Consider the following 26,070-nt stretch of genomic DNA (forward strand, 5'->3'; position numbering starts at 1 on the left):
CGCGCCCCGTTGCCTGTTTCAGCGTAACGAGGCCCCATCCAGCGTGAGCGAATCCGACCGCATCTTCGCCCAGCCGCAAACCCAGGTTCCCGATTTCACCTTCAACGAGGACGTGGTGCGCGTCTTCCCGGACATGATCAAGCGATCGGTGCCGGGCTACCCCACCATCGTCGAGAACATCGGCGTGCTCGGCGCGCGCTTCGCCACCCCGAACAGCGTGCTCTACGACCTCGGCTGCTCGCTGGGTGCCGTGACCCAGGCGCTGCGCCGCCACGTGAAGACCGACGGCTGCCGCGTCATCGGCGTCGACAATTCCGCGCCGATGATCGAGCGCTGCGGCGAATACCTGCGCGCCCAGGACGCCATGCACCAGGAGCTGCTGCCGGTCGAACTGATCGAGGCAGACATCCTCACCCTGGACCTCAAGCCCTGCTCGCTGATCGCGCTGAACTTCACCCTGCAGTTCATCGCCCCCGAACAACGCCTGGAACTGCTCACCCGGCTGCATAGCGCGCTGCTCCCCGGCGGCGCGCTGATCCTCTCGGAAAAACTGCGCTTCGCCGACGAGCAGGAGCACGACCTGCTCACCGACCTGCACATCGACTTCAAGCGCGCCAATGGCTACAGCGAACTGGAAATCGCCCAGAAACGCACCGCCATCGAGAACGTCATGCGCCCCGATACCCTGCAAACCCATCGCGAGCGCCTGCTGGCCGCCGGTTTCTCCAAGGTCGTGCCCTGGTTCCAATGCCTCAACTTCGCTTCTCTGATTGCCCTGCCATGATCGAACGCTTCGACCTCGACCGCCTCGGCCTTGAACTGGCCGGCACACCGCTGGAATCCTGGGCCGCCACGCTGCCCGCGCAATTGGCCGCCAAGGTCGACGACGGCCATGGCGACCTGGAACGCTGGCTGACGGCGGTGGATCGTCTGCCCGAACTGCAGCCTGCCGCCATCGAACTGCGCGAGCGCTTCAATCTGGAAGGCGCCTGCGACGAGGCCACCCGCGAGCAGCTCAAACTGGCCCTGCAAGGGCTGATCCCATGGCGCAAGGGACCGTTCAACCTGTTCGGCGTGCACATCGACACCGAATGGCGCTCGGACTGGAAATGGCAGCGCGTCTCGCCGCACCTCGACCTGACCGGCAAGCGCGTGCTGGATGTCGGCTGCGGCAACGGTTACTACCAATGGCGCATGCTCGGCGCCGGCGCGCGCAGCGTGGTGGGTGTCGACCCGAACTGGCTGTTCTTCTGCCAATTCCTCGCCATGAAGCGCTACCTGCCGGACCTGCCGGCCTGGCACCTGCCCTTCGCCCTGGAAGACTTGCCCGAGAAGCTGGAAGGCTTCGATACCGTGTTCTCCATGGGCGTGCTCTACCACCGCCGCTCGCCTGTCGACCACCTGCTCGCGCTCAAGGATTGCCTGCGCAAGGGGGGCGAACTGGTGCTGGAGACCCTGGTGGTGGAAGGCAACGTGAACACCGTGCTGGTGCCCGAGGACCGCTACGCGCAGATGCGCAACGTATGGTTCCTGCCATCGGTGCCGGCGCTGGAGCTGTGGCTGCGCCGCGCAGGCTTTACCGACGTGCGCAGCGTGGACATCAGCCGCACCTCGGTGGAAGAACAACGCGCCACCGAGTGGATGCGCTATCAGTCGCTGCCGGACTTCCTCGATCCGGAAGACCATGGCCGCACCATCGAAGGCCTGCCGGCGCCGCTGCGCGCCACGCTGGTGGCACGCAAGCCCTAGGTATCGCCAGGTTCGCGAGCAAGCTCGCTCCTACGAAGAGCAGCGCTCCCTGCAGGGCCGAGGCGCGCCTCGCCCTTGCTCGCGAACCAAGGACAACAATTAGCGGTGAGCCGCCGCCACGATCAGCGCCTTCATCTCGGCAACTGCCTGCTTGAAGCCCACGAACAGCGCGTGGGCGACGATGGCGTGGCCGATGTTCAGCTCGTTGATCCCGGCAATTGCCGCCACCGGCTCGGCGTTGTGGTAATGCAGGCCGTGGCCGGCGTTGACGATCAGGCCATGGGACAGGCCGAATTCCACGCCATCGCGAATGCGCGCCAGTTCATGGGCTGCTTCGGCGGGGTTGTGCGCGTCGGCGTAGCGACCGGTATGCAGCTCGACAGCCGGCGCACCGATACGTGCCGAGGCCTCGATCTGGCGCTGGTCCGGGTCGATGAACAGCGACACTTCACAACCGGCGGCCGCCAGGCGCTGCACCGCTTCGCGGATACGCGCTTCCTGGCCGGCAACGTCCAGGCCACCTTCGGTGGTCAGTTCCTGGCGGGTCTCCGGAACCAGGCAGACGTGGGCCGGGCGAATGATCTCGGCGAACTTCATCATCTCCTCGGTGACGCCCATCTCGAAGTTCATGCGCGTCTGCAGCACTTCGGCGAGCACGCGCACGTCGCGGTCCTGGATATGCCGGCGGTCTTCGCGCAGGTGCACGGTGATGCCGTCGGCGCCGGCTTCCTCGGCGTCCAGCGCGGCTTTCACCGGGTCGGGATAACGGGTGCCGCGGGCCTGGCGCAGGGTGGCGACGTGGTCGATGTTCACGCCGAGCAGAATACGGTTGGCTTCAGTCACGGGAGTTGTCCTTGCGATTCATGAAGAGCTCGCGGCTGACCAGCGGTCGGCCGCCAAGATGGGGTGCCAGGGCCTGGCGCATCAGGCGCTTGGCCGCCGCCAGGGCGCCGGGGGTGCTCCAGTCGGCTTCGGCCATGGCCAGCAGGTCGGCGCCGTGGAACAGGCCCGGTTGCAGGCTGCCGACCGGCTCGAGGCCCGAGTCGGGCAACAGGCGATAGAGACCGTCTGGCGCGACGCTCTGGCCGACGATATCGGTGTCCAGGGAAAAACCATAGCCCAGGTCGTCCAGCAGCCGCCATTCGAAGGAGCGCAGCAGCGGCTCCAGCGGATTGCCGGCGGCCAGCAGCGGCAGGGTTGCGTGGTAGTGCTCGAACAATGCGGGATGCGGATCCTCCGCCGGGAGCAGGCGGATCATCAGCTCGTTCAGGTACAGGCCACTGAACAGCGCTTCGCCACTGAGCAGATTGGGGATGCCGTTGGGCTCCAGGCGCACGACGTTCTTCAGCTCGCTGCGTCCGCGGAACTCGACCTCCAGCGGCACGAACGGCCGCGCCAGCGCACCGGCCTTGCCCCGCGCGCCGCGCAGCACAGCACGCAGGCGCCCCTGCGGGGTGAAGAAATCCACCAGCGCGCTGGTTTCCTTGTAGGGACGGCTGTGCAGGACGAAGGCGGCCTGGGCAGTAGAAGCGAGGCTCATGGCACTGCGCCTGGAGTGGGAGTCGGGAGGTGGGCGCACTCAGGCGCCCGACGGGTGTGCTCCGCGAATTTTCGCGGGGCACTGAAGGTCAGAGGTCGCCGTAGCCCAGCGAGCGCAGTGCGCGCTCGTCGTCGGACCAGCCGCCCTTCACTTTCACCCAGAGGTTGAGCATGACCTTGGAGTCGAACAGCACTTCCATGTCCTTGCGGGCATTCTGGCCGATGCTTTTGATGCGATCGCCCTTGTCGCCGATAATGATCTTCTTCTGGCCGTCGCGCTCGACCAGGATCAGCGCGTGGATGTGCAGGATAGGACCGTCCTGCTTGAACTCTTCGATCTCCACGGCCACCTGGTACGGCAGCTCGGCGCCCAGCTGGCGCATGATCTTCTCGCGCACCAGTTCGGCAGCGAGGAAGCGGCTGCTGCGATCGGTGATCTGGTCTTCCGGGAAGAAGTGGTCATTCTCCGGCAGGCGCTCGGCCACCAAGCTTTCGAGCACGTCGAGGTTCTGCCCGTGCTGGGCGGAAATCGGCACGACTTCGGCGCTGGGCAGTTGCTCGGCCAGCCACTGCAGGTGCGGCAGCAGGTCGCCCTTGTCTTCCATGCGATCGACCTTGTTCACCGCCAGCAGGACCGGGCAGCTCACGTACTTGACCTTGTCGTAGACCATCTGGTCTTCGTCGGTCCAGCGGTTGCGGTCGACGACAAAGATCACCACGTCGACATCCTTCAACGCGGCGCTGGCCGAACGGTTCATGTAACGGTTGAGCGCCTTGTCGTTGTCCTTGTGCAGACCGGGAGTATCGACATACACCGCCTGCACATCACCCTCGGTCTTGATGCCCAGCAGGGTGTGACGGGTGGTCTGCGGCTTGCGCGAGGTGATTGCCAGTTTCTGCCCGAGGATATGGTTGAGCAGGGTCGACTTGCCGACGTTGGGGCGGCCGACGATCGCCACGTAGCCGCAGCGAACGACTCCTGCTTCATCGTGCTCGGATTGATCGTGCTGGTCTTGCTCGTGCTCACTCATGGCCATTCTCCACGCCCAGGGCTGCCAGTGCGGCGGCGGCGGCCACCTGCTCGGCGATGCGGCGGCTGCCGCCGTGCCCGTGGGTCTTGTCATTCAGCAGGGCCACCTCGCACTCTACGAAGAAGGTGCGGCAGTGCGGTTCGCCCTGGATATCCACCACGTCGTAGCGCGGCAGGTCGCACCCGCGGGACTGCAGAAATTCCTGCAGGCGGGTCTTGGGGTCCTTGTTGGTATCCACCGGGGTCAGTTCGCGCAGCTGCGGGCCGAGCCAGTCCATGATCCGCTCACGAGCGGAATCCATGCCGGTATCCAGATAGATGGCGCCGATCAGCGCTTCCATGGCGTCAGCCAGGATCGACTCGCGGCGATAACCGCCGCTCTTCAGCTCGCCCGAGCCCAGTCGCAGGTAATCCCCGATTTCGAATCCGCGGGCCAGCAGGGCCAGGGTCTCGCCCTTCACCAGACGCGCACGCAGGCGCGACAGTTGGCCTTCACGGGCCTGGGGGAAGTGGGTGAACAGAGCTTCGCCAATGACGAAGTTGAGGATGGCGTCACCGAGGAACTCCAGGCGCTCGTTGTTGCGCCCGGCGAAACTGCGATGGGTCAGCGCCAGGACCATCAGGTCCTGGTCGCGGAAGGTATAGCCAAGCTTGCGCTCGAGTCGATCCAGGCTGTTGTTGCTCACGGCATTCGTACACGGAATTCTTTGTCAAATTTGACCACCAGGTCGATGTTCTGCACCAGTGGCTCGCGTTTTTCGTATTTCAGGTGGGCGCGGAACTCGTTGTTGTCGAGTTGGACGTCCAGCGCATCTTCCAGCTTGAGATCGCGGATGTTGTTGAGCATCAGCGCCTTGCTCACATAAGCGTAGAACTCCGGGACAGTGCGCACTTCCGCAGCCTTGTCGGTCTCCACCGAGGTGATGGCCTTCTCGATGGCGTAGTAGTCCATGTAGTGCGGGATGACCTTGAACGCGGCACTGGCCAGGAACGCCACAATGGCGAGCACCACCAGCCAACCCAGCAACGACATCCCCTTCTGCGAACGTGCGTACGTCATATCGACCTCATGTCGGTATCTTTCTTATATGCCCGCCAACCGCGGCGGGTCCAAGTGAAGCGGGGCTGCCTCGCTCCCCGCGTGCAGCCCCGCCTTTATTTAGCATCGTTCCAGCCTTGCCGGCCCGGAGCGTCTCACAAGCTTAGTGAATCACACCGACTCGCGAGAAATTCGGCAGATTGCGCATCTTCGGATCCGGCCAGCTCATCCAGACCGCGAACGCCTTGCCGACGATATTGCGATCCGGAACCATGCCCAGCAGGTCCTTCGGAATCTTCGGATCGTTCCAGTAACGGCTGTCGTTGGAGTTGTCGCGGTTGTCGCCCATCATGAAGTAATGGTCGGCCGGTACTTTCCACTGCTTGCCCGGCTCGATGCGGAAACGGGTCATTTCCTTGCGGATCATGTGCTCCACGGCGCCCAGCTTCTCCTGGTACAGGGTCACGCTGCCCAGGGTGCCCGGCTCATCACCCACCAGCGACTCGGCCACGGCCTTGTCGTTGATGTAAAGGCGCTTGTCGCTGGTGTAGCGGATGGTGTCACCCGGTACGCCGATGACACGCTTGATGTAGTTGATGTTCGGATCGCTGGGGTAGCGGAACACCATGACATCGCCGCGCTGCGGGTCACCCACCGGGATCACCTTGGTGTCCAGCACCGGCAGGCGAATGCCATAGGCGAACTTGTTCACCAGGATGAAATCGCCCACTTCCAGGGTCGGCTTCATCGAACCCGACGGGATCTGGAAAGGCTCGACCAGGAACGAACGCAGCACCAGCACGATGAACAGCACCGGGAAGAACGACTTGCCGTATTCAACCAGCACCGGTTCCTTGTTCAGCTTCTCCAGCACTTCCGGATCGGCTTCGCTGACGGAACCTTCATAGGCGGAAATGGCCGCCCGGCGACGTGGTGCGAAAAGCACCAGGTCCACCAGGGCGAGAACGCCGCATACCGCAACGGCAATCACCAGCAACAGCGGGAAATTCAGGGTCATAGGGTTCAACTGTCCACTTTGAGCACAGCGAGGAAGGCTTCCTGCGGAATCTCCACGCTACCGACCTGCTTCATCCTTTTCTTACCGGCCTTCTGCTTCTCCAGCAGCTTGCGCTTACGGCTCACGTCACCACCGTAGCATTTGGCCAGCACGTTTTTCCTGAGCGCCTTGACCGTCGAGCGGGCGATGATCTGCCCGCCGATGGCGGCCTGAATCGCGACATCGAACATCTGCCGCGGAATCAATTCCTTCATCTTCTCCACCAACTGACGGCCCTTGTACGGGGCGTTGTCGCGGTGGACGATCAGGGCGAGCGCGTCGACCTTCTCACCGTTGATCAGTACATCGAGACGAACCAGGTTGGCCGGCTCGAAGCGGTCGAAGCTGTAATCCAGCGAAGCATAGCCGCGGCTGGTGGACTTCAGGCGGTCGAAGAAGTCCAGCACCACTTCGTTCATCGGCAGATCGTAGATCACCTGGACCTGGCCGCTGAGGAAGTGCATGTCGCGCTGGACACCGCGTTTCTCGATGCACAGGGTAATGACGTTGCCCAGGTGCTCCTGAGGCACAAGGATGGTCGCGCGGCAGATCGGCTCGCGCATTTCGTCGATGGACGAGAGGTCGGGCAGCTTGGACGGGTTGTCAACGTAGAGGATCTCGCCGTTCTTCTGCACGATCTCGAAGATCACGGTCGGCGCGGTGGTGATCAGGTCCAGGTCGTATTCGCGCTCCAGGCGCTCCTGAATGATCTCCATGTGCAGCATGCCGAGGAAGCCGATGCGGAAGCCAAAGCCCAGGGCCTCGGAGCTTTCCGGCTCGTACTGCAGCGCGGCGTCGTTCAGGGTCAGCTTCTGCAGCGCCTCGCGGAAGTCCTCGAAGTCATCGGAGCTGACCGGGAACAGGCCGGCGTAGACCTGCGGCTTGATGCGTTTGAAGCCTGGCAGCACGTCCACATCGGGGGTGTTGTTCAGGGTCAGCGTATCGCCCACCGGAGCACCGAGAATGTCCTTGATGCCGGCGATGATGAAGCCCACTTCGCCGGCCTTGAGGTCCGGGGTCTCGGTGTGCTTCGGGCTGAAGACGCCGACGCTGTCCACCTGGTGGATCTTGCCGGTGGACTTCACCAGGATCTTGTCGCCTTTCTTGACGCGGCCGTGCTTCACGCGCACCAGCGAGACCACGCCCAGGTAGTTGTCGAACCAGGAGTCGATGATCAGCGCCTGCAACGGCGCGTCGATGTTGCCTTCAGGGGGCGGAATGGTCGCGACCAGACGCTCCAGCACCTCGTCGACACCCATGCCGCTCTTGGCCGAGCAGGCCACGGCGTCGGTGGCATCGATGCCGATGATGCTTTCGATCTCATCCTTCACGCGGTCAGGATCGGCCTGCGGCAGGTCCATCTTGTTCAGCACGGGCATGACTTCCAGGCCCTGCTCGATGGCGGTGTAGCAGTTGGCGACGGACTGTGCCTCCACGCCCTGGCCAGCGTCCACCACCAGCAACGCGCCTTCGCAGGCGGCCAGCGAACGGCTGACTTCGTAAGTGAAGTCAACGTGGCCGGGGGTATCGATGAAGTTCAGCTGGTAGGTCTTGCCGTCCTTCGCCTTGTAGTGGAGGGTGACGCTGTGCGCCTTGATGGTGATGCCGCGCTCACGCTCCAGGTCCATGGAGTCCAGCACCTGGGCCTCCATCTCGCGATCGGACAGGCCGCCGCACATCTGGATGAAGCGGTCTGCCAGCGTCGACTTGCCATGGTCGATGTGGGCGATGATGGAGAAATTGCGGATATGACTCAGGTCACTCACGGCGAACACACTCGGAAGGCTGAAGGCGGCGGTCCGCCGAAAAATAGCGGGGGAGTTTACCTGACTACAGCCTGATGCGTCACGCCGCGCCGGACGGTCAGGCATGAAAAAGGGCGACCGAAGTCGCCCTTTTCTGGTGCGCCGACCTTACTCGGTCAGTTTGAACGTGATGAAGCTCGCACGTCCCTGACGCAGTACACGCATGGAAATCGAACGATCCTTCGGCAGCGCCTTGGCGATCTCGCTGAAGGTTTTCGAGGAATCCACGGCACGGTTGTTCAGGTGAGTGATGACGTCGCCCGGACGCAGGCCGATCATGGCCGCCGGACCGCCCTGCACTTCCTTGATGACCACGCCGCCCTTGATATCCAGGGATTTGCGCTGCTCGGCAGTCAGCTCCGCCACGGTCACGCCCATGCGGTTGCTGCTGCGCTCGGCGCCCTTGCCTTCGACGGCGGCAACGGCATCGTCGTCGTCCGGCAGGCTGCCGATGGTCATGCTCAGGGTCTGGCGCTTGTTATCACGAATGACTTCCAGGGACGCCTTGTCACCCGGTTTCATGTTGCCCACCAGGTGCGGCAGGTCGGCGGATTCGTTGATGGTCTGGCCGTTGAGGCTGAGGATCACATCACCCACCTGCAGGCCGCCCTTGGCTGCCGGGCCGTCTTCCACCAGCTGCGCGACCAGAGCACCGGCCGGCTTGTCGAGACCGAAGGACTCGGCCAGATCCTTGTTCACTTCCTGGATCACCACGCCCAGCCAGCCGCGATTGACCTTGCCGCCAGCCTTGAGCTGATCGGCGACGTTCAGCGCCACATCGATAGGGATCGCGAACGAAAGCCCCATGAAGCCGCCGGAACGGGTGAAGATCTGCGAGTTGATACCGACCACTTCACCCTGCAGGTTCAGCAGCGGGCCACCCGAGTTACCCGGGTTGATCGCCACGTCGGTCTGGATGAACGGTACGTAGTTCTCGTTCGGCAGGCTGCGGCCCTTGGCGCTGACGATACCGGCAGTCACCGAGTGGTCGAAGCCGAACGGCGAACCGATGGCCAGCACCCACTCACCGACCTTCAGCTTGTCGGAATCGCCCAGCTTGAGCGTCGGCAGGCCCTTGGCGTCGATCTTCAGCACGGCCACGTCGCTGCGCGGGTCGGCACCGACCAGCTTGGCCTTGTGCTCGCTGCGGTCGGACAGGCGCACGAGGATCTCGTCGGCGTCGGCGACCACATGGTTGTTGGTCAGGATGTAGCCATCATCGGAAATGATGAATCCCGACCCCAGGGACTGGGCTTCGCGCTGCTGGCCACGGGGAGCCTGCCCCTGACCGCCCTGGCCACGAGGAATGCTGCGCTCAAAGAATTCACGCAGGCCCGGCGGCAGGCCGTCGAGGTCCGGAATGCCCATCTGCGCGTTGGAGCGATCGGGGAGCTTCTGGGTGGTACTGATGTTGACCACCGCCGGCGAGGCTTTCTCGACCAGCGGCGTAAAGTCCGGTAGTTCAGCCCGCGCGGTGACCGACAGGCTCAGGGCCAGCAGGGCGACCAGCGCAGCCATGCTGCGTTTCAGGGTTTGCATTGACTACAGCTCCCGTGATGTTGATTGGGAAGATCACTAAACAGGGCCGGGCGGCCCACCGACCAGCGCACGCAGCACAACCGGTTGCATCGCCGGATCATCCGTATGGCGTCGCGTGTAGTGACGCACCAGCAGCCAGGCCAGCAGGAAACCCGCCAGCCCAGCCACGATGATGAGAGGTTCCCCCAGATCGAGGCCCGCCGCCAGTAGCGCCAGCGTGAACAGCCCGATCAGAGGAGAGAGATAGAAAAGCAGGGCACTCTTGAGCAGCAGGTCTTCATCCACACCCAGCACGACTTCGTCGCCGGGCGCCAGCGCCAATGAAGACAGGACGCGCATTCCGCCGCGCCCGCGCACAACACCCAACTGCCGCAGAAGGCCGTGGCCGCAACCGGCACTGGCCGAGCATCCTGAGCAGGTGGAGTAGCGCAGCGTTTCGACCTGGACAGCGCCAGACTCGACCGCAATCACCCTCCCCCGCTCCTGGATCACTGTGGCTGGGCTCCTGCTGGGCGCATGGACAACGCCACGCGCTCGGCCGTGCCACTGGGGATTTCACCGACTACGGTCACCATGGTGCCGCCGTCGTCACTGGCAAACCGCCGCGATACCACTGTCGTCGGGCCCAACTGGGTTCGGGCATCGTCGACCTTGGCGCCGTGCAGCGGCTCGAGGAATACCGAGAAACGCGCCAGGCCGTCACCGTAGGCAAGGCAAAGCACCTGGTCATTGGAGACCGGACTGCGCTCCTGCAACGTGCTATTCAGGGTGAAACCTGGCGGCACCCATTCGGAATGCCAGCTGGTCTTCACTTCGGCGACCTTGGTTTCCTTCACCGGCTTGCAGGCCGCGCTCGGCTGGAGCGCTCCGTCGTCCGGCGCCTCCATGTCGATACGGGTGAACTGCAGGCGCTCGATGATCTGGCCCTTGTCGTTGAGCAGCAGGGACTTGAGCGGCAGGCCGGTTTGCTTGTCCAGGTGCAACTCGAACCCGTAGCGGTGCTGGTCTCGCGGGATGACCGCCAGCACCACCGCCGGACGGTCGGCGATGCGCGACTCGCCGGCGACGCGAACATCATAGTAGGCGGACAGGTCCGTCGGATTGAGCTTTCGGGCCGGCCACATCTCACCAGTCGACACCTGTCCGGACATGCCGCCACCCACACACTGGGTTGCGCCATCGACGCGCACCACTTCCTGGCGTGGCCCATCGACCTGGACGAGATGCTCGCGAACCGAGCCATCACTCTCCACCCGATGCCAGACATCGTGGGTAGTGAAAGCTCCGCTGCGTTCGTAGATGAAGGTACCCTGGAAGTTCTGTTGCTGATCAGCCTCGGAGAGGCGCTTGATCCAGTCCAACGCATCGGCGGCCTGAACTGGCAATGCCAGCAGACCGCCGAGGAAGAACAACAGTGCTGTCGTAGCGCGCATGTCGCTCCTTAAGGTCGCAAATCAGCGGCTTTCCAGGCTCGCGGCGCGCGCGTAAGGCAGGGCGCTGTCGGTGCCGCTGACGGCGGACTGCTGCGCGTGCTGACGCAGGTAACCCGGAAGACGCTGCTCGTGCCAGGTGGTCTGCCCGCCCTGGGCATTGGTGATCACCTGCGGCGCCTCGTCCTGAGTGTAGCCTGCCAATACCGCCGGGCCTTGCACTTGCGGCAGGGCGATCTGCGGAGTGGCGCCTTGCTGGGCAAGGCCGTTGGCAACACTGTCATCCTGGTGGTACATGCGCACACCGGCCAGCACAGCCAGGGTCACCGAGGCGGCGACTGCCAGGCGGCCGACGTTGCGCCAGGGATTGCGACTGCGCGGCGCCGGCACGGCCTCGTCGGCCAACGCGGCGGAGACGGCAGCCGCAATGTCCAGCTTGGGCATGGCCGGCTCGCGGTGCATCACTGCACGGGCCAGTTGGTAACGGGACCAGGTGGCCCGCAATTCGGCGTCCTCGCCGCAGGCTGCAAGCACACGCCGCAGCTCCAGCTCATCCGCTTCGTTATCCATAACAGCGGACAGCGACTCCTGCAGGGCTTCACGACTCATAGCGGTACCTCTCTTGGCTTCTGCCGCTGTATCAGACTTCATCATGCAACAAAGGCTGCAAAGCTTTGTCGATCGCTTCCCGCGCACGGAAGATCCGTGAGCGGACGGTTCCCACCGGACACTGCATCACGGTGGCGATATCTTCGTAACTCAGACCTTCGAACTCACGCAGGGTCAATGCCGTGCGCAAATCATCGGGCAACTGCTGGATGGTGCGATGGACCGTTTCCTCGATCTCATCCCGCAGCATGGCTCTTTCCGGCGACTCGATGTCCTTCAGGGCGTGATCGCCGTCGAAGAACTCCGCATCCTCTGCCGTGACATCGCTGTCCGGCGGCCGCCGACCGCGCGCAACCAGATGGTTCTTCGCGGTGTTGATGGCGATACGGTACAGCCAGGTATAAAAGGCACTGTCACCGCGGAAGTTACCCAAGGCGCGATACGCCTTGATGAACGCTTCCTGTGCGACGTCCTGGGCTTCCTGGGCGTCGTGCACGAATCGCACGATCAGCCCCAGAATCTTGTGCTGGTACTTCAGCACCAGCAGGTCGAATGCCCGTTTATCTCCGCGCTGTACCCGTTCAACCAGTTGCTGATCCGTTTCCTGGGTTAGCATGAATGCTCCTCTGAAAACCTGGAGGAGCTTCGAGCACCCTGGTGAATCGTCCTGCCAAGATAGACTCGGGTCTTTTGCAAAAGTTCTCCCCTCCAAGCATACGCCGCACAGTTTTTTCACATTGGCGGCAACCGGACCCCGACATGCGTCCGAAGCCCGTCAAATTCAACTGTACCGGGCGGAACACCCGCTCCCCTTCCGCGCAATGTCAATCTGCGCGCAAAGCTGATTGGGTATTCCGCGTTCGAACCGGAACGCCTGAAAAAGTTCCGGGGATTTGCCTTGGTCCTTCAATGATTTCGACGCCACCCGGACGCCCGCCAGGCCGGCTTGAGCGGGGAAGAATGCCTCCCGCCCTGCGACTGCCGTCCCGCCGCACGCACCTTCGGTGTCATCGGTTCGCCAGTATTGTGCCGTGGCCCCCTTCTATATACTAGGGCGCCATTTTGTGGAGCCGGGTATGAGTCAGCATTTCCAGCACGATGTCCTAGTGATCGGCAGCGGGGCCGCCGGCCTGACGCTGGCTTTGACGCTGCCGTCGCACCTGAAGATTGCCGTGCTGAGCAAGGGCGAGCTTTCCCAGGGTTCCACCTTCTGGGCCCAGGGCGGCGTCGCCGCCGTGCTGGATGACACCGATACCGTGGAGTCCCACGTCGAGGACACCCTGGTCGCTGGCGCGGGCCTGTGCCGCGAGGACGCGGTGAAATTCACCGTCGAGCATAGCCGCGAAGCCATCCAGTGGCTGATCGAGCAGGGCGTACCCTTCACCCGCGACCATGAGCCGGGGCGCGAGGACGGCGGTTTCGAGTTTCACCTGACCCGCGAGGGCGGCCACAGCCACCGCCGCATCATCCACGCCGCCGACGCCACCGGCGCCGCGATCTTCAATACGCTGCTGGAGCAGGCACGCCAGCGGCCGAATATCGAACTGCTATCGCAGCGGGTTGCCGTCGACCTGATCACCGAGCGAAAACTGGGGATGAACGGCCAGCGCTGCCTGGGCGCCTACGTGCTGGATCGCGCCACCGGCGAAGTCGACACCTTCAGCGCACGCTTCACCGTGCTCGCCTCCGGCGGCGCCAGCAAGGTCTACCTCTATACCAGCAACCCGGACGGCAACTCCGGCGATGGCATCGCCATGGCCTGGCGCGCCGGCTGCCGGGTCGGCAACCTGGAGTTCAACCAGTTCCACCCGACCTGCCTGTACCACCCCCAGGCCAAGAGTTTCCTGATCACCGAGGCACTGCGCGGTGAAGGCGCCCTGCTGCGCCTGCCCAATGGCGAGCGCTTCATGCCGCGCTTCCACGCCCTGGGCGAACTTGCCCCGCGCGACGTAGTGGCCCGCGCCATCGACCACGAGATGAAGCGCCTGGGTATCGACTACGTCTACCTGGACATCAGCCACAAGCCGGCCGAGTTCATTCGCGAGCACTTCCCCACCGTCTATGAACGCTGCCTGGACTTCGGCATCGACATCACCCGCGAGCCCATCCCGGTCGTGCCGGCGGCGCACTACACCTGCGGTGGCGTGCTGGTGGACGAACACGGCCATACCGATGTGCCGAACCTCTATGCCATCGGCGAAACCACCTTCACCGGCCTACACGGTGCCAACCGCATGGCCAGCAACTCGCTGCTGGAGTGCTTCGTCTATGCCCGCTCCGCCGCCGCCGACATCCTCGCCAAACTGCCCAAGGAACAGGCCCTGGTCGCGCTGCCCTGCTGGGACGCCAGCCAGGTTACCGACTCGGATGAAGACGTGATCATCGCGCACAACTGGGACGAGCTGCGGCGCTTCATGTGGGACTACGTGGGCATCGTGCGCACCAACAAGCGCCTGGCCCGCGCCCAGCACCGCGTGCGCCTGCTGCTGGACGAGATCGACGAGTTCTACTCGAACTACAAGGTCAGCCGTGACCTGATCGAACTGCGCAACCTGGCTCAGGTGGCGGAGCTGATCATCAACTCCGCCATGCAGCGCCGCGAGAGCCGTGGCCTGCACTACACGCTGGACTATCCGGACCTGCTGCCCGAGGCCCGCGACACTATTCTGGCGCCACCCACCTACTGCGGCTGAAGCGCAGCCGCACCCGCAGACGCCGGTGCAACTCCGGCGCCAGGGCATCGGCGGGGACGCAGACGCTGCGCGCCAGCCAGTCGCCGGGGCGGCGGAAACGCAGGACGATCAACCTGGGCAGCGCCAGGCTGTCCGGCATCAACTGCACCGGTTGGAAGCCTTCCCGCTCGCTCCACAGCTGCCAGCCCTCGGCGTTGTGGCGCAGCGCACGCACCGAATCCGGCGCGCGCAATAGAATCTGCCGCGGCACAACCCAGCAGGCATGCAGCAGGCAGAGACTCAGGCCGAGCGTTGTCCAGTGCAGGGGAATGTCCGCGAGCAGCAGCGCCAGGACGGCACCGAACTGCGCGGCGAGATAGGCCGCCAGCAAACCGATGGACGGTTGCCAGCGGCACTCGAAGGGGTCACTTCGGCTGGACACGGTCCAGGATCATGCGAACGATGATGCGCAGGTCGCCGTCGTCCGGCTCGCCACGCTGCATGAACCAGCCGAACATGTCCTGGTCCTCGCACTCCAGCAGCTTGCGGAAGCGCGCCTGATCATCGGCGGGCAGGCCCGGATAGACTTCCTGGACAAAGGGCACCAGCAGGACGTCCAGTTCCAGCATGCCGCGGCGGCTGTGCCAGAAAAGGCGTTTGAGTTCGGTTTCGTCGGTCATCTGCGGGCACCTCGATTAACAGCGGGCGAATACGTGTTGTCACTCGCGAAGTCGACGGACGGCGCGAGCCGAGCGGCATTATACGCATGCTCGACTCCCCCGGCACCCGCTGACAAGGCAGGGCCTGAGCTCTATCATGAGGCCCCTAACTTTCTTCCAGCGAATCGTGATGACCGACTCTGCTTTCTACACCGAACTCAATCACGAAGGGATTCTCGCCGTCCGTGGCGCGGACGCCGCCAAATTCCTCCAGGGCCAGCTGACCTGCAACCTCAATTACCTCAACGCCGAGTACTCCAGCCTCGGCGCCCGTTGCACGCCCAAGGGCCGCATGACCTCCAGCTTCCGCATCCTCGCCGAGGGCGAAGGCTTCCTGCTGGCCATGGCCAATGACCTGCTGGACAGCCAGCTGGCGGACCTGAAGAAGTACGCGGTGTTTTCCAAGGCCACCCTCTCCGATGACAGCACCCAGTGGGCGCGCTTCGGCCTGAGCGCTGCGGACGCGATCCTGGCCGAACTGAAGCTGCCGCTCTCCGGCGAAGCCGACCAGGTAGCGCGGGCCGACGGCCTGATCGCCATCGGCCTCGGCCAGGGCCGCGTCGAACTCTGGGTGCCGGCCGAGCGCGCCGCTACCATTGCCGAGCTGTTGCAGGCCCACCTGCCCCACGCCGAGCTCAACGAGTGGCTGCTCGGCCAGGTGCGTGCCGGCGTCGGCCAGGTATTCGGCGCCACCCGCGAGCTGTTCATCCCGCAGATGATCAACCTGCAGGCCGTGGGCGGCGTGAGCTTCAAGAAAGGCTGCTATACCGGCCAGGAAATCGTTGCGCGCATGCAGTACCTCGGCCGCCTCAAGCGCCGCCTGCAGCGCCTGAAACTCGATGGCGCCAAATTGCCGGAGCCGGGCCGCGAGCTGTTCTCGCCGGTGCACTCCACCAGCGTCGGGGAGGTGGTACTGGCCGCCCGCGCGGCCGATGGCGTGGAGCTGCTCGCCGTACTGCAGGACGACGCCGCTGCCGACGGCAACGTGCGCCTGGGCGAAGACCAGCCCCTTCGCCTGCTGGATCTGCCTTACGTTCTGGACAGCGATCGCGAGATCCAGCGCTGAATTCCGTGCCGGGCGGGGAGCCCGGTTTTCCCTGAAGGACACTTCATGAGCAAGCTTGCCGAAAAAGTACAACAGGAACTGCTGCGAGCCATCGACAACGATGAGCTGGTGCTGCCGACGCTGCCCGAAGTCGCCCTGCGCGTCCGCGAGGCGGCGGAAGACCCGGACATCAGCATCCAGGACCTCAGCAAGGTGATCGGCAACGACGCTGCCCTGACCGCGCGCATCATCAAGGTGGTGAACAGCCCGCTGCTGCGCACCAACAAGGAAATCACCGACCTGCAGATGGCGATCAGCCGCCTGGGGATCAACTACACCTGCAACCTGGCGACCGGCCTGGCCATGGAACAGATGTTCCAGGCTACTTCCGACGTCGTCGACCGCAAGATGCGCGAGGTGTGGAACAAGAGCACCGAGATCGCCGGCATCTGCCACGCCCTGTGCCGCCACTACACCCGCCTGGCGCCGGACCAGGCGACCCTCGCCGGCCTGGTGCACCAGATCGGCGTGCTGCCGATCCTCACCTACGCCGAGGAGCACAGCGAGCTGCTCGCCGACTCCATCAGCCTCAACCACGTGATCGAGCGCATCCACCCGATCATCGGCGACCGCATCCTCAAGGCCTGGGACTTCCCGGCGCCGATCGCCGCCGTGCCAGGCCAGCACCTGGACTTCAGCCGCGATTCGGCCAAGGTCGATTATGTGGACATCGTCCAGGTCGCCACCCTGCAGAGCTACCTCGGCAGCCAGCACCCCTACACCGAGCTGGACTGGGCGACTATCCCGGCGTTCTCCAAGCTGGGCCTGGACCCGAAGGCGGACGTGAAGGAAGACGAAGACCTCTCTGCCGCCATGGAAGCGGCGATGAGCATGCTGCAGTAACGGCGGACCATTGCTCGATCGCGGACAGAGTCCGCTCCTACGCCTCAGGAAATTCCGTGCCGTGCCCATCCCTCTCCCCCGCCCTCTCCCTAAAGGGAGAGGGAGCCGTTCGGCGTATCGAGGCGATAGCAGAGTCAGCCGGTGAGCGCCTGGTTTTCCAAGCACTCGGGACAGTCCCCTCTCCCTTCAGGGAGAGGGTTAGGGAGAGGGCCACGCCCCACACCGAAACCCGCCGATCCCGGCGGGTTTCGCGTTTCTGGCTCAGGCGTTTTCCGCGGGGAAGGTCACGCGCACCAGCAGGCCACCGAGCTCGCCCTGGCCCAGCTCGATGCGGGCACGGTGGGCGCTGCAGATCTCGCCGACGATGGCCAAGCCCAGGCCGGTGCCCTGCTGGCGGCGGCGGTAGAAGCGGCGGAAGACCTTGTCGTGCTCTTCCGGCGGGATGCCGGGGCCATCGTCCTCGACCTCCAGTTCTGCCGGCGAACGCACGCGGATGATCACGTTGCCATCTGCCGGAGCGTGGGCGATGGCGTTATCCACCAGGTTGCTGAGCAGTTCGTTGAGCAGTGTCGGGTCGCCCTTCACCCAGGCCGGCTCATCCGCTTCCAGCGCCAGCGCCACGCCGCGCGAATAGGCCAGGGGCGCCAGCGCCATGCCCAGTTCGCGGGCCAGTTGGCCCAGCTCGATACGCTCCCCCGCTCCTTCGGCAATGGCGCGGGCACCGCTTTCGACGCGAGCCAGCGACAGCAGCTGATTAGCCAGCCCGGTCACCCGGTCGGTGTTCTGCACGGCCTCGACCAGCGTTGTGCGCCATTGCTGCGGGTCCTCTTCGCGCAGGCCCAGCTCCAACCGCGCCTTGAGCGCTGCCAGCGGCGTGCGCAGCTCGTGGGAAGCCTCGGCGATGAATTGCGACTGCCGATCGAACAAACCGCGCAGGCGCACAGTGAAGTGGTTGAGCGCCGCAACCAGCGGGCGCAGTTCCTTCTGCACGCGGACTTCCGGCAGCGGGCGCAGGTCGTCCGGTTGGCGCTCCTCCACCGCTTCACGCAAACGGTCCAGCGGGCGCAGACCGGCGCTCACCGCGTACCAAACCATCATCAGGGCGGCGATGGCCGACAACGCCAGGTTGAGCAAGGTATCGGCGAGCAGGTTGCGCGCCAGCCGCTCGCGGGCGCCCATGGTTTCGGCGACGCGGATTTCCGCCATGCCATTGACCGTCGGCTGGCTCACCGGCTGCAGCAGGCTGACCACCCGCACGCCCTGTCCTTCGTAGGTGGCGTCGTAGAACTTGGCCAGTGCCGGGTAATCGTCGGTGCGCGGGGTGGTCGGCAGCGGTGCCGGCAGGTTCTCGTAGCCGGAGATCATTTTCCCCTGGGGGTCGATCACCTGGTAGAAGATGCGCCCGGCGCTGTCGTACTCGAAGCTGTCCAGCGCCACGTAGGGCACGTTGGCGCGCAGGGTGCCGTCGCTGGCGTAGAGGCCGTCGGCGATGTCCCGCGCGGAAGCCAGCAGCGTTCGGTCATAGGCAATGTCGGCAGCGTGCCGGGCGCGCCAGTATGTGGCCGCACTGCCGATCAGCAGCAGCACCAGCAGCAGGCCGCCAAGGCGCCAGAGCAGCCGCCCGCGCAGGCTGCCCGTGCCGGGAAAGCGCCAACGCCGTTCAGCCATCCTGGGCTTCCAGCAGGTAACCCAGGCCACGGAAGGTGACGATCCGCACCGAGCTGCCCTCGAGCTTCTTGCGCAGGCGATGCACGTAGATCTCGATGGCATCGGCGCTCGCGTCCTGGTCCAGGCCGAACACCTGCGCCGCCAATTGTTCCTTGCTCATCACCCGTCCCGGACGGGCGATCAGCGCCTCCAGCACGGCCTGCTCGCGGGAAGTCAGGTTCATCGCCTGCTCGGCGAGGGTGAAGCGCCGCGCGCCAAGGTCGTAGACCAGCTCGCCACAGCGTTGCTGTTGCTCACCGCCGAGCACACTGCGTCGCAGCAGGGCCTTCACCCGCGCCTCCAGCTCGGTGAGTTCGAAGGGCTTGGCCAGGTAATCGTCGGCGCCCAGGTTCAGGCCATGCACGCGGTCACGCACTTCGCCACGGGCGGTGAGCATCAGCACGGGAAGGGTCTTGCCGCGCTCGCGCAGGCGCGCCAGCACCTGGAAACCGTCCAGCCGCGGAAGGCCGACATCGAGGATGGCCAGGGCGTAGTCCTCGCTGGCCAGGGCCAGGTCGGCGGCCACGCCGTCCTGCAGCAGGTCCACCGTCCAACCCGCGCCCTTGAGCGCCTGGGCGACGCTCTCGCCAAGCTGCGGATGGTCTTCAACCAGGAGGATTCGCACGTGGGACTACCCCTTCGGACTACAGGTTCGGGCCGGCAGTTTACCCATCCGCGAGCCGCTGTGAATGGGGGAAATTCGCTGAAATCACTGCGAAAGGAGACTGAAAGCCTGGCGAAAGCTTAGCCCGTTAGCATCGCCAACGAGCCGCCTCCCAACCCCGATTTTTTCGCGCCGACTGCCCAGGCGCAACGGTGGGAGCAGCGAGCTCGACGACGGCAAAGACCGTCAACAGAGCGAAAGGCGGCGTGGTGCCCTTTCGCGACAACAACAAGAACGGAGACCACAGATGCCCACCGCCCAGCCTTCGGCTGCACCGGCTTTTGCCAAGCCCAACTCCCGCCGTCTGACACCCGCCCTGCTGGCTTTCGCCGGGGTCACCCCGCTGTGCGATGCCGCCGGATTTGTCGAAGACAGCAGCGCCACGCTCAGCACCCAGAACATCTACTTCAACCGTGATTTCCGCGACGGCGCTGGCCAGTCCAAGCGCGAAGAATGGGCGCAGGGTTTCATCCTCGACTTCCAGTCCGGCTACACCCCCGGCACCATCGGCGTCGGCCTCGACGCCATGGGCATGCTCGGCCTGAAGCTCGACTCCTCGCCGGACCGCACCGGCACCGGCCTGCTGCCCACCCATGACGACGGCCGCGCCGCCGACGAGTACAGCAAGCTGGGCCTGACGGCCAAGTTCAAGGCCTCCGAGACCGAGTTGAAGATCGGCAGCCTGATTCCCGACCTGCCCACCCTGCAGCCCAACGACAGCCGCCTGTTCCCGCAGACCTTCGAGGGCGGCCTGCTCAACTCCACCGACCTGCCCGGCATGAACTTCACCGGCGGGCGCCTGGAGAAAGTGAAGGACCGCGATTCCACCGACTACACCGACCTGGCGCTGAACAACAAGAACCGCCGCTTCTCCGGCGGCAGCGCCGAAGGCAAGCACTACGACCTGGCCGGCGGCGACTACAAGTTCACCGACCACCTCACCGGCCGCTACCATTACGCGCAACTGGACGAGGTCTACCGCCAGCACTTCGTCGGCCTGCTCGCCGCCTATCCGCTGGGCCCAGGCAAGCTCAGCGCCGATGTGCGCCTGGCCATCAGCGACGACCAGGGCGAGGCACGCGGCGGCGAAATCGACAACCGCGCCTTCAACGGCATGCTCGGCTACGCCCTGGGCGCCAACAAGTTCAGCCTCGGCTGGCAGCAGATGAGCGGCGACAGCGCCTTCCCCTACATCGATGGCAGCAACCCCTATCTCGTCAACTTCGTCCAGGTCGGCGACTTCGCCGAGACCGACGAGCGCTCCTGGCAGGTGCGCCACGACTACGACTTCGCCGGCCTCGGCATCCCCGGCCTGACCCTGATGAATCGCTACATCAGCGGTGACAATGCCAGAATCAACGGCATGGACGGTCACGGCAAGGAATGGGAGCGCAACACCGACATCAAGTACGTAATCCAGAGCGGCCCGCTCAAGGACGTGGCAGTGCGCGTGCGCAACGCCACCTACCGTTCGAGCTTCGCGCGGGACGCCGACGAGACGCGTATCTACCTCAGCTACTCCCTGGCGATCTGGTAAACCGACAACAACAAGAGAGGAATCGCACCATGTCCACCGTCCTGCGCAACCTGACCCTCGCCGGCGCCACCCTGCTCGCTGCCAGCCAACTGATGGCCGAGCCCAAGCGCCCGGAATGCATCGCCCCGGCCTCTCCCGGCGGCGGTTTCGACCTCACCTGCAAGCTGGCGCAGAGCGCCCTGGTGGACGAGAAGCTGCTGACCAAGCCGATGCGCGTCACCTACATGCCCGGCGGTGTCGGCGCCGTGGCCTACAACGCTGTAGTCGCGCAGCGCCCGGCCGATGGCAACACCATCACCGCCTTCTCCAGCGGCTCCCTGCTGAACCTCGCCCAGGGCAAGTTCGGCCGTTTCGACGAGAACGCCGTGAAGTGGCTGGCCGCTGTCGGCACCAGCTACGGCGCCATCGCGGTGCCCAGCGACTCGCCGTACAAGAACCTCGGCGACCTGGTCGCCGCGCTGAAGGCCGACCCGGGCAAGGTGGTGATCGGCTCCGGCGGCACCGTCGGCAGCCAGGACTGGATGCAGACCGCGCTGATCGCCAAGGCCGCCGGTATCGATCCGAAGCAGCTGCGCTATGTAGCCCTGGAAGGCGGCGGCGAGATCGCCACGGCGCTGCTGGGCGGGCACATCCAGGTCGGCAGCACGGACATCTCCGACTCCATGCCGCACATCCGCGCCGGCAAGATGCGCATCCTCGCGGTGTTCTCCGAGGAACGCCTGAAGGATGAGGGCATGGCCGACATCCCCACCGCCAAGGAGCAGGGCTTCGACATCGTCTGGCCGGTGGTGCGCGGCTTCTACGTCGGGCCGAAGGTGAGCGACGAGGACTACCAGTTCTGGAAGGCCTCCTTCGACAAGCTGCTGGCCTCGGAAGACTTCGCCAAGTTGCGCGACCAGCGCGAGCTGTTCCCCTTCGCCATGACCGGCCCGGAGCTGGACGCCTACGTGAAGCAGCAGGTCGCCCAGTACAAGCAGCTCGCCCGCGAGTTCGGCCTCATCCAGTAACGCCCCGTGCGGCGCCGCCTTCAGCGAAGGCGGCGCAAGGAGACTCCTCATGTCCCGTACCAGCCTCTTCCAGCGGCTGTTCGCCGGCGCCTGGCTGTTCGCCTGCGTCGCCTTCGCCCTGATCGCCTGGCAACTGCAGGCGCCTTTTTCCTATGAACCGGTCGGCCCGCGCGCCTACCCGCTGCTCTGCCTGGGCTTGATGGCCGCAGGCCTCGCCTGGCTGATCGTGCGGCCCACGCCGATCAAGCGCGAGGACGACGAGCCCGCGCTGGAAGGCGCGCTGCTGGCCAAGGTGGTGATCTGCGTCGCACTGCTGGCGGTCTACGCCGGGCTGTTCGAGCCGCTGGGCTTCATCCCCGCCAGTGCCCTGGTCGGCACCTTCATCGCGCTGATCTACGGCGGCCGCCCGGTGGCCAGCGTGGTCACTGCCACGCTGCTCGCCATCGGCCTCTACGTGCTGTTCGACCGCACCCTGGACGTCCCGCTGCCGCTGGGCATCCTCGATCCCCTGCTCTGAGGACTGAATCATGGATACGTTGAGCTACCTCGGTCAGGGCTTCGGTGTTGCCCTGACCCCCTACAACCTGATCACCGCACTCATCGGCACTCTGATCGGCACCGTCGTCGGCCTGTTGCCGGGCCTGGGCCCGATCAACGGCGTGGCCCTGCTGATCCCGGTGGCCTTCGCCCTCGGCCTGCCGCCGGAATCGGCGCTGATCCTGCTGGCCGCGGTGTATCTGGGCTGCGAGTACGGCGGACGGATTTCCTCGATCCTGCTGAATATCCCCGGCGAAGCCTCCACAGTGATGACTACCCTTGACGGCTACCCCATGGCACGCAACGGCCTGGCCGGCGTGGCACTGTCGCTGTCGGCCTGGAGCTCGTTCATCGGCGCCTTCATCGCCACCTGCGGCATGGTGCTGTTCGCCCCGCTGCTGGCGAAGTGGGCGATCGCCTTCGGCCCGGCGGAATACTTCGTGCTGATGGTCTTCGCCATCGTCGCCCTCGGCGGGCTGGCCGGCGACCGGCCGCTGAAGACGCTGCTGGCGGCGCTGCTCGGGCTGTTCCTGTCCAGCGTCGGCATCGACGCGAACAGCGGCGTGTACCGCTTCACCTTCGACAACATCCACGTCTCCGACGGCATCCAGTTCGTGGTGCTGGTGCTGGGCCTGTTCTCGGTGAGCGAAATCCTCCTGCTGTTGGAGAAGACCCACCACGGCCACAAGATGGTCGAGGCCAGCGGACGCATGCTGTTCAACCTGAAGGAAGCGGGCGCGGTAGCCGTGGTGAACCTGCGCTGCGGCCTGCTCGGCTTCATCATGGGCGTGCTGCCTGGCGCCGGCGCGACCCTGGCCAGCGCCGTGGCCTATATGACCGAGAAGAAGCTGGCCGGCGAGTCGGGCAAGTTCGGCAAGGGCGATATGCGCGGCCTGGCCGCCCCGGAAACCGCCATCGGCGCCTCCGCCTGCGGCGCCCTGGTGCCGATGCTGACCCTCGGCGTACCCGGCTCGGGCACCACCGCGGTGATGATCGGCGCGCTCAGCCTCTACAACATCACCCCCGGTCCGCTGCTGTTCCAGGAACAGCCGAACATCGTCTGGGGCCTGATCGCCTCGCTGTTCATCGCCAACGTCATGCTGATCATCCTCAACGTACCGATGGTCCGGGTGTTCACCCGCATCCTCTCGGTGCCGAACTGGGCGCTGGTGCCGGGCATCGCGATCATCACCGCCATCGGCGTCTACGCCGTGCACGCCACCACCTTCGACCTGTTCCTGATGGTCGCCATCGGCATCCTCGGCTACATCCTGCGCAAGCTGGACTTCCCGCTGTCGCCGCTGCTGCTGGGCTTCATCCTCGGCGGGCTGATGGAGCAGAACCTGCGCCGCGCGCTGTCCATCTCCAACGGCGAACTGGGCATCCTCTGGTCCAGCCCCATCGCCATCGGCACCTGGGCACTGGTCGCGCTGATGCTCGGCTTGCCGCTCTACCGCGCCTGGCGCAAACGCGTCCGCCGCTCCCGCGAGGCGCTGGCTGACGCCGTGTAAAAGCAACCACGCTCGCCGCGTCGAGACGCGCGGCGACTTTCAAGGCCCGCCTTCGTGCGGGCCTCTTTTTTTGGCTGAGTCAGGTGGCGTGGGAAACGCGCAGCGTGATTGTCCAGATCTCGCCGCTGACCGGCTTGGTGCAAACGACTTCCACAACCTTGCGCGCAAGCTCGCGCCCATCCGGCGCGAACAGGCGAATCTCGCCCCAGCGGCTGTCCAGCGGCACCGTGCAGCGCGCGACAAGAATCTTCGGATTGGGATCGGCAACCGTCCAGTTCGCCCGCAGGCGAGCATTCTCGGAGGCGATGAAGGCGCGGGCTGCCTGGTCGATCTCGTACAGCCCGTGGGTGGTCGCGGTGGAACGCTGGGACTCGATGAGCGGGTCGCCAGCAAGGCAGGCCCCGCCGAGCAGCAGGCCCGGCAGGATCAACAGCCACTCACGCCGAAGCAGCGGCATCACGCCGGCGGCAGCGACCAGTCGATGGGCGTAAGGCCGTGCTGCTCGAGGAATTTGTTGGTGCGGCTGAAATGGCCGTTGCCGAGGAAGCCACGGTAGGCCGACAGCGGCGACGGGTGCGCAGACTTGAGCACCAGGTGCTTCTGCGGGTCGATCAGCTTCTGCTTGCTCTGCGCGTGGGAGCCCCAGAGCAGGAATACCAGGTTCTCGCAGCGCTCGCTGACCACTTCGATAATCCGGTCGGTGAAGGGCTGCCAGCCGGCTTTCGCATGGGAGCCGGCGTTGGCCTGCTCGACGGTCAGCGAGGTGTTGAGCAGCAAGACGCCCTGCTCGGCCCAGTGCTGCAGATAACCGTGATTGGGGATCGGCAGGTTGAGGTCGCGTTGCAGCTCTTTATAGATGTTCTGCAGCGATGGCGGCGTCGGCACGCCTGGCTGTACCGAGAAGCACAGGCCATGGGCCTGGCCGGGGCCGTGGTACGGGTCCTGGCCGATGATCACCACCTTGATGCGCTCCAGCGGCGTGGTGTTCAGCGCGTTGAAGATCAGCGGGCCGGGCGGGAAGATCACCTTGCCGGCGGCCTTCTCCGCGCGGAGGAATTCGCCCAACTGCTTCATGTAGGGCTTCTCGAATTCCTCGTGGAGGGCTTCTTTCCAGCTGGGTTCCAGCTTGATCCGATCTTCGTTGGTCATGGTGCGCCTGCCTGGTGAAACGAACCGGCACGCTAAGCAAGCGCCCCGGTCAAGTCAAGGCGACTTGCGCCGCACCGCCCACCCGCCCGGCAAACGCGGCGCACCGCTGCCCAGGCCGGCAAGCATCCACGCCACTACGGCAAGCGTCAGCCCCAGGTGAAACAGCTCGCGGCGTGGTACACCAGCCAGTTCGCCGCGGGTACCGATCAGCAGGCCGCTGCCGATGAACAGCAGCGCGCCGAGCAGGGCCAGCAGATGGCGCCGCGAGCGCCCCGGCCAGGCGATGACCAGAAGTGCAACGAGGTTGGTCAGCAGCGTGACCTGGGACGGCAACATCACCAGCGCCATGCACGCCAGCAGTACCAGCGCACGCTGCACCGGCGCGCCGGTCAGCCGTCCCAGTGCGATCAGCGGCAAACCGACAGCGCCCGACACCACACTTGCCAGATGATGCGGCTCGGCCAAGGCAACCACACCGCCGTACTCCAGCGCACCAAGGAACGCCGCGATACCCATCGACAGGAAGCCCAGTGTCCGCCAGCCATATTGCTCGCGCAGGGCAAGCCAGGCAGCGAAGGCACAAGCCAGGGTCAGCAGCAGTTCAGCGATCACGGGCAGCATCGGGCGGGTCCTTTTCCGGGTAGACGTCGAAGACTAGCGAGCCGCACGGCCATGCGCACGGTCGGGCACGCCAGCGCAGGCGACGCCGTGCGCCACCCTGCGTCCATCGGCCACACCGGGATTCGACCAAAGGCCAATGGGAGTGGCCGGCCAGTCTGTGCACAGTCCCTTCTTCGCTTTACCCGCCAATAAAAACAACAG

Annotated in this window: 28 protein-coding genes; 9 read left to right on the forward strand and 19 right to left on the reverse strand. The window is 65.1% G+C overall.

Translation table 11 applies throughout. The features are described 5' to 3' along the window. The first annotated feature begins 43 nt into the window (after positions 1-43). Positions 44-784, forward strand: coding sequence for a carboxy-S-adenosyl-L-methionine synthase CmoA (gene cmoA / locus G4G71_RS26040; protein ID WP_169941333.1), 741 nt, complete (start codon positions 44-46; stop codon positions 782-784). Then, positions 781-1,749, forward strand: coding sequence for a tRNA 5-methoxyuridine(34)/uridine 5-oxyacetic acid(34) synthase CmoB (gene cmoB / locus G4G71_RS26045; RefSeq protein ID WP_169941335.1), 969 nt, complete (start codon positions 781-783; stop codon positions 1,747-1,749). Before cmoA ends, cmoB begins: the two co-directional genes overlap by 4 nt. 99 nt (positions 1,750-1,848) lie before the next feature. Here cmoB and pdxJ read toward each other — a convergent pair whose 3' ends face one another. The 12 genes from pdxJ to rpoE all read right to left on the reverse strand — a co-directional run bounded on the left by pdxJ (position 1,849) and on the right by rpoE (position 12,413). Continuing rightward, positions 1,849-2,592 carry a pyridoxine 5'-phosphate synthase gene (gene pdxJ, locus G4G71_RS26050; RefSeq protein ID WP_169941337.1) on the reverse strand — a complete coding sequence of 248 codons (744 nt, stop codon included), beginning with the start codon at positions 2,590-2,592 and terminating at the stop codon, positions 1,849-1,851. After that, a complete protein-coding gene (recO, locus tag G4G71_RS26055; RefSeq protein WP_169941339.1) occupies positions 2,585-3,289 on the reverse strand; it encodes a DNA repair protein RecO in 705 nt (234 codons plus the stop codon). The genes pdxJ and recO overlap by 8 nt, the downstream gene beginning before the upstream one ends. 88 nt (positions 3,290-3,377) lie before the next feature. After that, positions 3,378-4,319 carry a GTPase Era gene (era, locus tag G4G71_RS26060; RefSeq protein WP_169941341.1) on the reverse strand — a complete coding sequence of 314 codons (942 nt, stop codon included), beginning with the start codon at positions 4,317-4,319 and terminating at the stop codon, positions 3,378-3,380. Further along, positions 4,312-5,004 carry a ribonuclease III gene (gene rnc, locus G4G71_RS26065; RefSeq protein ID WP_169941343.1) on the reverse strand — a complete coding sequence of 231 codons (693 nt, stop codon included), beginning with the start codon at positions 5,002-5,004 and terminating at the stop codon, positions 4,312-4,314. Before rnc ends, era begins: the two co-directional genes overlap by 8 nt. After that, positions 5,001-5,378, reverse strand: coding sequence for a DUF4845 domain-containing protein (locus G4G71_RS26070; protein WP_169941345.1), 378 nt, complete (start codon positions 5,376-5,378; stop codon positions 5,001-5,003). The genes rnc and G4G71_RS26070 overlap by 4 nt, the downstream gene beginning before the upstream one ends. Positions 5,379-5,520: 142 nt before the next feature. Beyond that, a complete protein-coding gene (gene lepB / locus G4G71_RS26075) occupies positions 5,521-6,375 on the reverse strand; it encodes a signal peptidase I (RefSeq protein WP_169941347.1) in 855 nt (284 codons plus the stop codon). 5 nt (positions 6,376-6,380) lie between these two features. After that, positions 6,381-8,180, reverse strand: coding sequence for a translation elongation factor 4 (gene lepA, locus G4G71_RS26080; protein WP_169941349.1), 1,800 nt, complete (start codon positions 8,178-8,180; stop codon positions 6,381-6,383). 147 nt (positions 8,181-8,327) lie between these two features. Beyond that, positions 8,328-9,758, reverse strand: a complete 1,431-nt coding sequence (locus G4G71_RS26085) for a DegQ family serine endoprotease (protein WP_054908996.1) — start codon at positions 9,756-9,758, stop codon at positions 8,328-8,330. A gap of 36 nt (positions 9,759-9,794) precedes the next feature. Continuing rightward, positions 9,795-10,250, reverse strand: coding sequence for a SoxR reducing system RseC family protein (locus G4G71_RS26090; protein ID WP_169941351.1), 456 nt, complete (start codon positions 10,248-10,250; stop codon positions 9,795-9,797). Next, the gene (locus G4G71_RS26095) at positions 10,247-11,191 is read right to left on the reverse strand and encodes a MucB/RseB C-terminal domain-containing protein (protein ID WP_169941361.1); all 945 of its coding nucleotides are present in this window, start codon (positions 11,189-11,191) and stop codon (positions 10,247-10,249) included. Before G4G71_RS26095 ends, G4G71_RS26090 begins: the two co-directional genes overlap by 4 nt. 21 nt (positions 11,192-11,212) lie before the next feature. Further along, a complete protein-coding gene (locus G4G71_RS26100; RefSeq protein ID WP_024765536.1) occupies positions 11,213-11,797 on the reverse strand; it encodes a sigma-E factor negative regulatory protein in 585 nt (194 codons plus the stop codon). Positions 11,798-11,828: 31 nt separating this feature from the next. Further along, entirely contained in the window at positions 11,829-12,413 is a 585-nt protein-coding gene (rpoE, locus tag G4G71_RS26105; RefSeq protein ID WP_024765535.1) for an RNA polymerase sigma factor RpoE/AlgU, read from the reverse strand. A 460-nt stretch (positions 12,414-12,873) separates the two neighbouring features. On the opposite strand from rpoE, the gene nadB reads away from it, so the two are divergent. Then, entirely contained in the window at positions 12,874-14,490 is a 1,617-nt protein-coding gene (nadB, locus tag G4G71_RS26110; RefSeq protein ID WP_169941363.1) for an L-aspartate oxidase, read from the forward strand. On the opposite strand, the gene G4G71_RS26115 is transcribed toward nadB, so the two are convergent. Both G4G71_RS26115 and G4G71_RS26120 read right to left on the reverse strand, forming a co-directional pair. Continuing rightward, on the reverse strand, positions 14,459-14,911 hold the full coding sequence (locus G4G71_RS26115; RefSeq protein WP_169941365.1) for a protein YgfX: 453 nt from the start codon (positions 14,909-14,911) through the stop codon (positions 14,459-14,461). The two genes, nadB and G4G71_RS26115, sit on opposite strands and share 32 nt — an antisense overlap. Beyond that, positions 14,895-15,149, reverse strand: coding sequence for an FAD assembly factor SdhE (locus G4G71_RS26120; RefSeq protein WP_169941367.1), 255 nt, complete (start codon positions 15,147-15,149; stop codon positions 14,895-14,897). The genes G4G71_RS26115 and G4G71_RS26120 overlap by 17 nt, the downstream gene beginning before the upstream one ends. 169 nt (positions 15,150-15,318) lie before the next feature. On the opposite strand from G4G71_RS26120, the gene ygfZ reads away from it, so the two are divergent. Beyond that, positions 15,319-16,254 (forward strand): CAF17-like 4Fe-4S cluster assembly/insertion protein YgfZ, encoded by a 936-nt coding sequence (gene ygfZ, locus G4G71_RS26125; RefSeq protein ID WP_169941369.1) that lies wholly within the window; start codon positions 15,319-15,321, stop codon positions 16,252-16,254. 45 nt (positions 16,255-16,299) lie between these two features. Further along, a complete protein-coding gene (locus G4G71_RS26130) occupies positions 16,300-17,136 on the forward strand; it encodes an HDOD domain-containing protein (protein ID WP_169941371.1) in 837 nt (278 codons plus the stop codon). A gap of 261 nt (positions 17,137-17,397) precedes the next feature. Here G4G71_RS26130 and G4G71_RS26135 read toward each other — a convergent pair whose 3' ends face one another. Both G4G71_RS26135 and G4G71_RS26140 read right to left on the reverse strand, forming a co-directional pair. Continuing rightward, positions 17,398-18,804, reverse strand: a complete 1,407-nt coding sequence (locus G4G71_RS26135; protein WP_169941373.1) for a sensor histidine kinase — start codon at positions 18,802-18,804, stop codon at positions 17,398-17,400. Then, entirely contained in the window at positions 18,797-19,468 is a 672-nt protein-coding gene (locus G4G71_RS26140) for a response regulator (RefSeq protein WP_024765529.1), read from the reverse strand. The genes G4G71_RS26135 and G4G71_RS26140 overlap by 8 nt, the downstream gene beginning before the upstream one ends. Positions 19,469-19,754: 286 nt before the next feature. Here G4G71_RS26140 and G4G71_RS26145 point away from each other — a divergent pair, with 286 nt between their 5' ends. The 4 genes from G4G71_RS26145 to G4G71_RS26160 are packed head-to-tail and all read left to right on the forward strand — an operon-like array spanning position 19,755 to position 24,099. Further along, positions 19,755-21,044, forward strand: coding sequence for an OprD family porin (locus G4G71_RS26145; RefSeq protein ID WP_169941375.1), 1,290 nt, complete (start codon positions 19,755-19,757; stop codon positions 21,042-21,044). 29 nt (positions 21,045-21,073) lie between these two features. After that, the gene (locus G4G71_RS26150; RefSeq protein ID WP_169941377.1) at positions 21,074-22,051 is read left to right on the forward strand and encodes a Bug family tripartite tricarboxylate transporter substrate binding protein; all 978 of its coding nucleotides are present in this window, start codon (positions 21,074-21,076) and stop codon (positions 22,049-22,051) included. 49 nt (positions 22,052-22,100) lie between these two features. Next, on the forward strand, positions 22,101-22,568 hold the full coding sequence (locus G4G71_RS26155; protein WP_169941379.1) for a tripartite tricarboxylate transporter TctB family protein: 468 nt from the start codon (positions 22,101-22,103) through the stop codon (positions 22,566-22,568). 10 nt (positions 22,569-22,578) lie between these two features. Beyond that, positions 22,579-24,099 carry a tripartite tricarboxylate transporter permease gene (locus tag G4G71_RS26160; protein WP_169941381.1) on the forward strand — a complete coding sequence of 507 codons (1,521 nt, stop codon included), beginning with the start codon at positions 22,579-22,581 and terminating at the stop codon, positions 24,097-24,099. Between the two features lie 79 nt (positions 24,100-24,178). Here G4G71_RS26160 and G4G71_RS26165 read toward each other — a convergent pair whose 3' ends face one another. Genes G4G71_RS26165 through G4G71_RS26175 form a run of 3 tightly spaced genes read right to left on the reverse strand, consistent with a single transcriptional unit; the run spans position 24,179 to position 25,869 of the window. Continuing rightward, the gene (locus tag G4G71_RS26165; RefSeq protein WP_169941383.1) at positions 24,179-24,556 is read right to left on the reverse strand and encodes a hypothetical protein; all 378 of its coding nucleotides are present in this window, start codon (positions 24,554-24,556) and stop codon (positions 24,179-24,181) included. Next, the gene (ung, locus tag G4G71_RS26170; protein ID WP_169941385.1) at positions 24,556-25,248 is read right to left on the reverse strand and encodes a uracil-DNA glycosylase; all 693 of its coding nucleotides are present in this window, start codon (positions 25,246-25,248) and stop codon (positions 24,556-24,558) included. The genes G4G71_RS26165 and ung overlap by 1 nt, the downstream gene beginning before the upstream one ends. Before the next feature lie 54 nt (positions 25,249-25,302). Next, positions 25,303-25,869, reverse strand: coding sequence for a hypothetical protein (locus G4G71_RS26175; protein WP_169941387.1), 567 nt, complete (start codon positions 25,867-25,869; stop codon positions 25,303-25,305). Between the last annotated feature and the right edge of the window lie 201 nt (positions 25,870-26,070).

Origin of the sequence: Pseudomonas multiresinivorans (genome assembly GCF_012971725.1) — a bacterium.
Taxonomy (GTDB): domain Bacteria; phylum Pseudomonadota; class Gammaproteobacteria; order Pseudomonadales; family Pseudomonadaceae; genus Pseudomonas; species Pseudomonas multiresinivorans.